This is a genomic window from Algoriphagus terrigena DSM 22685, from assembly GCF_000429445.1.
GTDB classification, from domain to species: Bacteria; Bacteroidota; Bacteroidia; order Cytophagales; family Cyclobacteriaceae; genus Algoriphagus; species Algoriphagus terrigena.
In genome coordinates this window covers 236162-245593 of record NZ_AUBW01000007.1, presented here as the reverse complement: position 1 = coordinate 245593, position 9432 = coordinate 236162, and the positions used below count along the sequence as shown (strand labels likewise).

Below are 9432 nucleotides of genomic sequence, written 5' to 3'. Positions count from 1 at the left end.
TCGCCGATGCCAACTATGAGGTGAGCAAAGCCTGGCAGGTGCGGGAAAACTTCAAGGAGTTGTTCAGTGTAGGAAAGCTTTTCGCCAGACTGTTGTTTAACCGATGGAGTACCGATGCGACTCAAAGAAAAATCAAAGAAATAGACAAGGTCGTAGAGATGTTTAACAGGCATGTTTCCGGAGTGGTCAATGCATTACTCACCAACCTAAACAATGCAATGGCCGAACGCCTAAACGGTAAAATACAGGAACTCAAAACAGTGGGAAAAGGCTATCGAACATTCGCCAACTTTAGAAGCGCTATTTTATTCTTCCATGGAGGCCTAAACTTATATCCTCACTAACTTAAGGGTAGAACCAAAAAAATATGTAAATAGATTTTTTGGAATAATATATCTCTATACCGACATATCCTTTTCAATTTCTTAAGTCGATTCTCTTGTAAAAGTGAGCGGAGTTGGGAGGTTCTAAACTCCTTTGGATATACCGTATTAAACAGGTAACGCCAAAGGTAAGTCGGTTTGGGGAGGCAAATTCGAGAGAATTTGTGTCACAAAAACACAAATTGCAAGGAACACGTAAACAAATTTGAGGCTACAGGTTTCAACAATTCCATGGTAGCTTCAATTAAGTGTGTAAGTACGGAAAAGTTATTCTGGAATTTTCCGGCCCCCTCAAAGGCCTGGGAAAATTACGGAGATAACTTTTTTCCATTGGTTTATCTGCTAAGCCCTTCGTCAAGGTTCTTTTTCTTTTTGCGGTCCCGGGCTAGATTCCCAGAAGGCGAAAGATTCCCAAGCAGCTCACCAAGGCCAGCAAGGGCATCAGAAGTGTGAGATAGAAGAGTAGAAGTATCGTTCGCGTCATGCGTTGACTCTTGATCAACAGTCGGATGCTGTGTTTGATCGATTCCAATTCCTGCTGTTGTTGCTGCGAGATTTGGTGTAAGCTCGTTCCCATTGCGTCTTGACTCTTGTTCAGAGAGTGGGTTTTTTGGATGATCTCGTTCAGTTGGGTCAATAGAAAGTGGATCTGATTTTTGCTCTGTGCCTGTAGATCCTCCGAAGATTGATTTTGTTCGATGGTTTGCCGCACTAATTTCTTGGCAGTCTCTAGCTTGCTCATAATTGATTGATTTTTCGATGTTTGACCATTTGAACTGGTTTCCTAGGGCTTGGCCTTTGGCTTTGAAATCCTTACTCAGATAGGTGATGCCAGACACCCGGCCAGTACTGGCTTGGTTGAAAAGGAGGTGGATTCCTTTCTTCTCCAAGTTTTGGATCAAGTCAGCGAGATTTGCAGAGCACTTAAGCTCTTGAGTCACTTTTTCCTGCATCAGCATTCGCTGCGAAGCATTGCCTGTTCGGATCACCATTTCCAGTTCGTCCTTGTTTGGTGCTTTTAGCTTCGCTTTCAGACTATCCTCGACGATTGTCAATCCGTGTTTCTTTTCCAGTTCCCTGACGATTTCCTCGCTGCGCTTGAAGTTGTTGCTGTCGCTGACAACAGTCCCGTCGAAGCGATTTCTGAGACAAAGAATATGACAATGTGGGTGGGAGGAATCGTGATGTCGGAATATGAAGTAGGCATTGTTGTCAAAGCCCATTTTTCCCATATACTCCTGTGCTATTTCTAGCATCTTTTGATTGGAGATAGTTTCACCGGTGGCGAAATTCAAACTGGTATGGTAGGTATTTCGCTTAAGCCGGGGATTCAAGTCTCTAAGGATGGAAAGCTCACGTTTGATCAGATCCTGCCTCAGACTCACAAAGTTCGTGTCCAGCAGTTCTGCTCGTAGACTGGGGGCTTGGGAATACATCTTTTTGAGGTTGTAGTTCAACGCACCTAGAAAAGAGGTTCCGATGGATTGCTTAGCGATCATTGATAAGTTTTTTTAAAACGTTGTCCAGCTTGTCGCGAAGAGAGATGAAGGCGTTCAGCTTTTCTGGCGGGACTTCCTTCCCTGAATTGTAGTGCTTTGCGATTTGGTTGATGTTGGTTCCGATCTTCTTGAGCTCCAGATAGGTTTTTAAGTCGATGCTTGGTACTCGCGCTTTCAATAACCTGTTTTTGAAAAGGCAGGATCGAATTACCTCTGTGGAACTGAGATTGGCGTATTCGCCCATCTCGGCCAGTGCCTTGACTTCCCGCTCATTCATCTTGAAGGTGAACTTGATCTCTCTTTTTTCTTTTTGTGGTATTCTTGGTCTTGCCATTTTGGAAAAGGAACAGCGTGAATTTTTGTTTTTCGAGTGGTGCGAGCAAGCGTTTTGGTCTGACCAAAACATGGCTTGCTTCGCAAAGCGACCCGTTATTGTGGATCCTGATTTTTAGCTGCACTGTGCTTCTTTTGAAGTCATCAATCGGAGCTTACAGCAAAAAGAAAAAGACGCCAGTTTGTGGTCAATATCAGTTATCAACTTCTTCCTTGGGTTTGGAACACGGAAAAACTCCCAATAAAATGTTGATTTGTTGACTTTACGGTCTAGTGATCTGAAATACAGAGTTATATGAGGTAAACATTTGGTCAACTTTCGAGTCAACATTCCTAGTGGTATGTTGATCGCCAGTCAACATTTGTTTCAATTGTTTACCAAATGTTGACTGAATGTTGACTTTGTAATTGATTTATATTCAGACGTATAGGTCAATTAGTCAACATTCCAGAGAAAATCCGCTCTAATTCCTGTTGAAGGATTTTGTAATACCTTCCTTTCTCTTCTTTTTCGTAGATGCTGCCCGTTGAGTCGTACTGGTAAGCGGTGAAGTTGGAGGAGTTGGGATACTGCTTCAGCTTCCATACTTCTTCCAGGATTTTTCGGACGTAAGATCGAGAGACAGAGAAGCCGGATCTTTCCAATAATTTCTTTGCATGGGTATTGGTCAGGCAAAATTCAGACAGCTCACGACTTTCCATGATTTCCTTGATAGTCTCGAAAAGCTCAAGCTCCACCTTGTTTACTGAATAGGATTTCACCCTCCGAAGTGCAGGTGTATAGATCTGCTCGGGAGTAAACCACATCCTGGAACTCTTGGCCGTCGCAAGCTTTCGGTGAAGCAAGTAGTGGAGTAGGTGGGGAAGCTCAGCTTCCAGCTTGTAAAGAAAATCGGGATCCAGCTTTTCCAACGTGGGAACCTTTCTCACCCAATATCTGGTCTCTTGAACTCCGATGACCATGAAATTATCCTCGTTGTTTGAGCACAGGATGATCTTGCCAAAAAACTCTACCTCAAATCGGTCTTTACCCTTCGCTTCGGCTTTATAAGATTTGGCAGTACTCAGATTTTTGATTTTCTCGCTGTCTTCCTTTCTGTCCAGCAACACTTCGTCTATTGCGATGATCAGCTTGGATACCCAATCAGAATTGAAATTGCTTCTGAAATCCGAGTTGGTGTTGAAGGTCATGTTATTGCCATAGATGGCCTTCAATAGATTCAAAAAGGTGGTTTTCCCTGTGTTTCCCTCACTGCTGACCAGACAAAGTACCGGAAGACGCTGACTGGGTTTGGTGAAGAGCAGTTGAAGATAGTCTAGTCCTATCTCGTACTGATCACCAAAAATATGCTTCACGAAGCGCAGAATGTTGGGGCATTCTCCAGGCTCTGGGCAAACGGTGATGGGTTCGTAAAGATTGTAGAAGCCTTGATAGTTGCGCTGGTAGTCCAGATGTTCCGGTATGGTACAAAATCCGTTGTACCGTTCCATCCCTTTCACCACATCCCGCCAATTGGCAAAGTCCTGCTTGATGGTGTCCAGGTTCCAGGAAATCATCATTTCTTCATCCTTGCCGCTCATCATGGGTTTCTTCACTCGCTTAAAAAGAGACGTCCCAACTCGGATGTATTTGTCTGTAGCGCTGTTCATACCTTATATCTTTTGGCAGGTCGATGCTTTTGGTTCAAGAGCACATCATGTGCTTCCTGCTCAATTTCATCCTTTGTCTTAAAGGCAGCTTTCCTTAGCCAGTCGATTAGGTCTCCCTTGAAAAAATAGAGGTGTCTTCCCCTCTTGGAAAATGGGATTTCTTTTTTGGAAGTCTTTGCATAGATCGAATAGACGCTCAGGTTAAGCAGTTCGGCCGCCTCCCTAACGTTCAAGATTATCTTGGATTCCTCTACATCACGAGAGTCTTCTTTTAAATTTTGGATTTCATCTAGCCTATTGAATATTTCATCTAGTCGACTATTTAAGACTTCAAATGGATTGTCTGATTTCATGACATTGTTGTTTTGGTTGTTGGAATTTAGAAAAATGTTCAGCAGTAAAACAAGCCTACAAAACTGCTTATTGAATTGGTTGTATCAAGTTGGATTTGGTTAAAAAATACAGTTTTCAAAACTGATCATATATGTTTATATCTATATATGTGGATATATTGTGTCCATTATTCATTAGATTAGTAAGATTCATTAATATCAGAAAATCAGCACATTATAGCTTAGCTTATAAAGCTGTTTTTTGTTAACATTTGACAAGTCTTGTGTTTTTTAAAGTTAAATATAGATATAGTTATATATTATTTAAATAATCCAATTTATGAAGGTTGTTTGCTTTAAAACGTATTTTAAATAATAATGTTTGTTATTTATAAATGGGTATATATCTGAATATGTGTATATATTTATATACGCTCAATGGGAGGAATTACTCTGAAAAATAGACGCAAAAAAATTTTATTTTTTTTGTGTTAGCCAAAAATCAATGACAAATACTGGATAGGTTTTGGGCTCCAACCCATAAAAATAATTATTCGTAATGATATTGAATTAGTTAGTACAGCTTTATTTTGTCGGCAGATTCTATCTTTTTCTCATTGGTGATTTTGGTGTAGATCTCTGTCGTTTTGAGTTGGCTATGGCCGAGATTGCCTGAGATCACATAGATATCCGTGCCACCAGCCAACTGTAACGTAGCATAGGTGTGACGAAAGCAGTGAAACGTGACATTTTTTAGAATACCGGCACTGAGAACCCAGCTTTTCAAAATCGTATTGTTGGTGGCCGAATACTTCAAGTTTGGAAAAACGCGTTCAGATTGAAGCTGTCTTTCTCCCAAAATCCCCCTCGCCTGACTGGAAATCGGCAAATACTCCGATCTGCCGGTCTTCTTCTGGCGATACTTTAGCAATGAAATGTTGGATTGGTCCGTTTCTTCGATTTCACTCCAGGTCAGTTTCTCGATATCAGACCATCGAAGTCCGGTGAGACAGGAAAAAAGAGCCGCAATCCGCAAAGCGGGTAGTGCAGGACATGGGGTTTGGTAGAGCTTCTTTACTTCAGCTTGGGTAAGGTAGACCCGAGTGCTGCCTTCCGCTCTTATATTGCTGATCGCAATACAAGGGTCTGCCGTAATAAGCCGCTCTTTAATCGCATCTTTCAGGGCAGCCCTAAGTTTGGCAAAGTAGCTGAGTTGGGTATTTGCTGACAGCCTATGGTTTCTCCCGATGGATTTTGTTCTTGAGAGATATTCTTTAAAACCCTGGCAAAATTCTGGGGTAACATCCGCGAATGTGCAGGTTCCCCCAGTATAAATATTCAGGTGCTCGAATGCGCTTTGCCAATTCCCCCGGTTTCCATCGGAAGTGGAATGGGCTCTTCCTTTTTCGACAAAGTACTGTAGGAAATTCCGTTTTTGGTTGAATTTGTCATAAAACCCAAAGTTGCTGTTTAGGAATTCGATTTCCTTTTGGTTTCGTATACTTTCGGCCTTTAAGAGGCAGATCCGGTTGAACTCCTTTTCAGTATGGGTTTTCGGGTTGGCGAAAATATGCAACCCCAGATAGTCCCTTCTTTTTTTCTGCCCTGATTGGGGATCTACGATAGGAGGATAGAAGTCCAAGTACAAGCTGACTTTGTTGTTTTCCAGAGGACGCTTCCTTAATGTGACTTTGATCGCTTTCATAGAATAGTGGCTATTGGTTCAAAAATGTCTCTAGCTCAGATTTCCTGAAAATCCTCTTTCTTCCGATACTTTTTGCGCTCAACGAGTCTTTGCTGACCAATCGCCAAAGCGTCGTTCGGCTGATCCCCATAAACACGCAGGTCTCCTTCACATTTAAGTAGTCCTTTTGGCTGGCGTTGACCCAGGCTTGGTTCAAGGTGGTTGCGGTCTCAGTATTGCTTTGCTGGATTTTCTCTTCTTTCATCCGCAGTTTATAAGCCCTCTTCGAGCAGTTATCGCCGCAATACTTGGTTACAGTGGTCTTTGCCGTAAACGAACCTCCGCAAAACTGGCATATCCGGGTTATTCTGATGTTCGAACTCATAGCTGTATTAATCGGTCAGTTTGTTTCTGGTTGTTTCCCACTGTTTCCAGTTGTTTCTGGTTGTTTCCCATTGTTTCATAATCTCCCCCAATTTAGCAAAAAATTTGTACCGCCAAAAAACGGTACAAATACGGTACAAATATTCTGTAAATTTTCAGAATTGATGAAAAACAATCAAAAATGAAAAACCCTCTAATTTGTTCAATTAGAGGGTTTTATTTGTGTTTACTTAGAGTAATTTAGAACTGTTTATACCGTTTTACTTCCCGATGCAAAAATTCCTAAAGATGTTCTCCAGCAAGTCATCTGTGGTTATCTCACCTGTGATGGTGCCAAGGAAGTGAAGAGATCTGCGAATATCCATTGCAACAAAATCATTGGTGACCTGATTGTCCAAACCAGCAAGGATGTCCAACAAGGACTCGCGGGTTTTGACCAGTGAATCGTAGTGGCGGACGTTGGTCACAACCGTATTTCCTGTTCGGAATTTGTCCAGATTGACCAGCGCGAGGATCTTGGCTTTGAGTCCTTCCAGGTTCTCTTTTTTTCCCGCAGAGATGAAGATCGTGTCGGGATGTTGCTTGGTTAACTCATTTACCAACTCTGAATTAGCCTTGTCGACCTTATTTGCAACTTTCAGGAAAGGCACTCCCTGATTTTCCAATTTGTTGATCTCCCGGTTGATCTCCACCAGGTCGGTATCTCCCAGATCAAAAAGGTACAGAATCAGCGAAGCGGTCTTCATCTTCTCCTGAGTTCGGCTGACGCCGATGGCCTCGATGGTGTCGGTGGTTTCCCGCAGTCCGGCTGTGTCGATGAATCGAAAGATCACCCCGCCGATATTGATTTCATCCTCGATGAAATCTCGCGTCGTACCGGCAATCTCCGAGACGATGGCTTTTTCTTCATTGAGCAGCGCATTGAGCAGCGTGGATTTCCCCGCGTTTGGTTTGCCTGCTATCACGGTGGGAACGCCGTTTTTGATCACATTTCCCAGATCGAAGCTCAAGATCAATTCCTCTACGACCCGTAGAAGCCGCTCGACGAGCGTCCTTAATTCCTCGCGGCTGGCAAACTCTACATCTTCTTCACCAAAGTCCAACTCCAACTCGATCATGGAAGCAAAATGGATCAACCGGCTTCTAAGCTCTTGTATCTCAGAGCTAAATCCACCGCGCATCTGACTCAAGGCCGCCTGATGGGAGGTTTCGGAATCTGCATGGATCAAATCAGCAACGGCCTCAGCTTGCGCCAGATCGAACTGACCGTTAAGGAAAGCGCGCTGAGTGAATTCTCCGGGCTTTGCCGGGCGCGCTCCTTTGCGGATAAAAAGCTTGATGACCTGATTGACGATATAGGATGAGCCGTGCGTAGAGATTTCTACGACATTTTCCTTGGTAAACGAGGTTGGAGCGATGAAAAGCGAGACCAGGACTTCGTCGATGATCTTTTCTCCATCCCGAATGGTACCAAAGTGAATGGTGTGGGAAGCTTGATTTTCTAAGTTTTTGCCGAAGAAAACAGCATTGGTCAGCGAGATGGCGTCTTTTCCGGAAAGCCGGATCACTGCGATTGCGCCGACACCTTGCGGGGTTGCCAACGCGATGATGGTATCGTTTTGCTCAGAAAGCGAAAAACTCATTGTTTTTGTTTAAATGCTTTGTCGACTAGATCATTCAGTCCCGCCAGGAATTCTTCGGGCTTTCGGTATCCCGGAAGCTGGGCGATGTTTTGGAGTTTGGGTTCGATGACCACAAAATTGGGATAGGAGCGAACTCTCATAGCCGCAGCCATCTGGGCTTCATTGTAGGTTTTGCCCATGAAATCGAAACTCCGTTGGGTGTTTTCAGCATTTAACTTCACGGCATAATAATTAGCCTTGATATGTGCAATGACCTTTGGATCCGTGAAGGTTTCCTTATCCATCTTCTTGCACCAGCCACACCAGTCGGTATAGACGTCGACGAGCAGCATCTTTGGATTGGTTTTATTGGCTTCGATTGCCTCTTCAAATTTCATCCATTCGATCTGATCCTGCGCTTGGACAGAAAAGCTTATCAAAAGCGCGAACGCAAGTGTGACCAGGTGTTTCATTTTCATAATCATTTAGACTCCAAACGGTTGACTTGTTGAAGAAGTTCGTCCCATCCAACTGGGCTTTTTGCTGTGAATCAAAGCACTTATGCCGAAGAAAACCCCGGCAACCAACACCATCATCCCCGCGATCGAACTGTCGATCAGGTAGGCAAGATAGTAACCGAACAGTGCAATCAAAACACCCATCACGGCGGTGAGCTTCAAAAGCGGCATTAGGCTTTTGGTCCATAGAAAAGCCGTAGCAGGCGGCACCACCAAAAGGGCAACTACCAATATCGCGCCAACAGATTCGAAGCTGCTTACCGTGGTGTAAGATACGATACTCATCAATGCAAGGTTGATCCCCTTGGCGGGAATGCCCATCACTGAGCTAAAGTTCTCATCGAAGCTAGTTAGTACCAACTCCTTAAATAACAGGTAGATAAAACCGACGACAAATAGGAAATTCAAGCCTGCCAGCCAAGTGATCCTAGGTCCAAGATTCATCCCGTTTTTCGTGATCCAACTGTCGATCGGCAGGTAAGCGATCTCTCCATACAGCACACATTCCTGATCCAAATCGACTTTGTAAGCGAGTAGATTGATCAGGATAATGCCGATGGCAAAGAGTAGGGTGAAGGTGATCCCGATGGACGCGTCCAGCTGTACCCGGGCTTTTTTGCGTAGCCAGTCGATCATCAGCGTCGCCAAGATTCCCAAAAGTCCAGCCCCGATGATTACTTCGAGGCTTCGTTGACTTCCGGAGACGAAAAAGCCGATGACGATGCCCGGCAAAACTGCATGGGAGATGGCGTCGCCAGTCATGGACATCTTGCGAAGCATCATGAAGACGCCCAGAAACCCACAGGAGATCGCGATCAGTGAACCTGTGAAGATGATCAGAAATGCGTTGCTGTCGAAGGTCATGTTTTAATAGTTAGTATCAAGTAACAAGTATCTGGTATCAAGAGTCAGGAGCCAAGAATCGAGAGCCAAGAATCAAGAATCTCTGTCATGCTGACACTTCGACTTCGCTCAGTGTGACAGGAGTCGAAGCAAAGAATCAAGAGGTAAGAGTAAGGAGAATAAG

The 9432-nt window shown here is 43.9% G+C and carries 10 protein-coding genes; 1 reads left to right on the top strand and 9 read right to left on the bottom strand.

All coding sequences use genetic code 11. The features are described from left to right. Positions 1-344 (top strand): transposase (locus tag G459_RS0108305; protein ID WP_026967235.1); only part of this gene is annotated, 344 nt, incomplete at its 5' end. A 374-nt stretch (positions 345-718) separates the two neighbouring features. Here G459_RS0108305 and G459_RS0108300 read toward each other — a convergent pair. From G459_RS0108300 to G459_RS27075, 9 genes are all read right to left on the bottom strand, one after another. Then, entirely contained in the window at positions 719-1882 is a 1164-nt protein-coding gene (locus G459_RS0108300) for a relaxase/mobilization nuclease domain-containing protein (RefSeq protein ID WP_026967234.1), read from the bottom strand. Continuing rightward, positions 1872-2216 carry a plasmid mobilization protein gene (locus G459_RS0108295; protein WP_035455415.1) on the bottom strand — a complete coding sequence of 115 codons (345 nt, stop codon included), beginning with the start codon at positions 2214-2216 and terminating at the stop codon, positions 1872-1874. Before G459_RS0108295 ends, G459_RS0108300 begins: the two co-directional genes overlap by 11 nt. A 431-nt stretch (positions 2217-2647) precedes the next feature. Next, positions 2648-3865 (bottom strand): primase-helicase family protein, encoded by a 1218-nt coding sequence (locus tag G459_RS0108290; RefSeq protein ID WP_026967232.1) that lies wholly within the window; start codon positions 3863-3865, stop codon positions 2648-2650. After that, entirely contained in the window at positions 3862-4218 is a 357-nt protein-coding gene (locus G459_RS27080; protein ID WP_051315133.1) for a helix-turn-helix domain-containing protein, read from the bottom strand. Before G459_RS27080 ends, G459_RS0108290 begins: the two co-directional genes overlap by 4 nt. Positions 4219-4771: 553 nt before the next feature. Next, positions 4772-5902, bottom strand: a complete 1131-nt coding sequence (locus tag G459_RS0108280) for a tyrosine-type recombinase/integrase (protein ID WP_035455413.1) — start codon at positions 5900-5902, stop codon at positions 4772-4774. 10 nt (positions 5903-5912) lie between these two features. Continuing rightward, positions 5913-6266 carry a helix-turn-helix domain-containing protein gene (locus G459_RS0108275; protein WP_026967230.1) on the bottom strand — a complete coding sequence of 118 codons (354 nt, stop codon included), beginning with the start codon at positions 6264-6266 and terminating at the stop codon, positions 5913-5915. Positions 6267-6525: 259 nt separating this feature from the next. Continuing rightward, positions 6526-7908: a tRNA uridine-5-carboxymethylaminomethyl(34) synthesis GTPase MnmE gene (gene mnmE / locus G459_RS0108265; protein WP_026967229.1), complete on the bottom strand. Its 1383-nt coding sequence runs from the start codon at positions 7906-7908 to the stop codon at positions 6526-6528. Beyond that, a complete protein-coding gene (locus tag G459_RS0108260; protein ID WP_035455446.1) occupies positions 7905-8360 on the bottom strand; it encodes a thioredoxin family protein in 456 nt (151 codons plus the stop codon). Before G459_RS0108260 ends, mnmE begins: the two co-directional genes overlap by 4 nt. A 12-nt stretch (positions 8361-8372) precedes the next feature. Further along, the gene (locus G459_RS27075; protein ID WP_051315131.1) at positions 8373-9269 is read right to left on the bottom strand and encodes a metal ABC transporter permease; all 897 of its coding nucleotides are present in this window, start codon (positions 9267-9269) and stop codon (positions 8373-8375) included. Positions 9270-9432: the final 163 nt, after the last annotated feature.

Bases quoted from the DNA above. Each gene is read 5' to 3' on its own strand.
- G459_RS0108300 (WP_026967234.1), bottom strand. From the start codon at position 1,882: ATGATCGCTAAGCAATCCATCGGAACCTCTTTTCTAGGTGCGTTGAAC.
- G459_RS0108295 (WP_035455415.1), bottom strand. From the start codon at position 2,216: ATGGCAAGACCAAGAATACCACAAAAAGAAAAAAGAGAGATCAAGTTC.
- G459_RS0108290 (WP_026967232.1), bottom strand. From the start codon at position 3,865: ATGAACAGCGCTACAGACAAATACATCCGAGTTGGGACGTCTCTTTTT.
- G459_RS27080 (WP_051315133.1), bottom strand. From the start codon at position 4,218: ATGAAATCAGACAATCCATTTGAAGTCTTAAATAGTCGACTAGATGAA.
- G459_RS0108280 (WP_035455413.1), bottom strand. From the start codon at position 5,902: ATGAAAGCGATCAAAGTCACATTAAGGAAGCGTCCTCTGGAAAACAAC.
- G459_RS0108275 (WP_026967230.1), bottom strand. From the start codon at position 6,266: ATGAGTTCGAACATCAGAATAACCCGGATATGCCAGTTTTGCGGAGGT.
- mnmE (WP_026967229.1), bottom strand. From the start codon at position 7,908: ATGAGTTTTTCGCTTTCTGAGCAAAACGATACCATCATCGCGTTGGCA.
- G459_RS0108260 (WP_035455446.1), bottom strand. From the start codon at position 8,360: ATGAAACACCTGGTCACACTTGCGTTCGCGCTTTTGATAAGCTTTTCT.
- G459_RS27075 (WP_051315131.1), bottom strand. From the start codon at position 9,269: ATGACCTTCGACAGCAACGCATTTCTGATCATCTTCACAGGTTCACTG.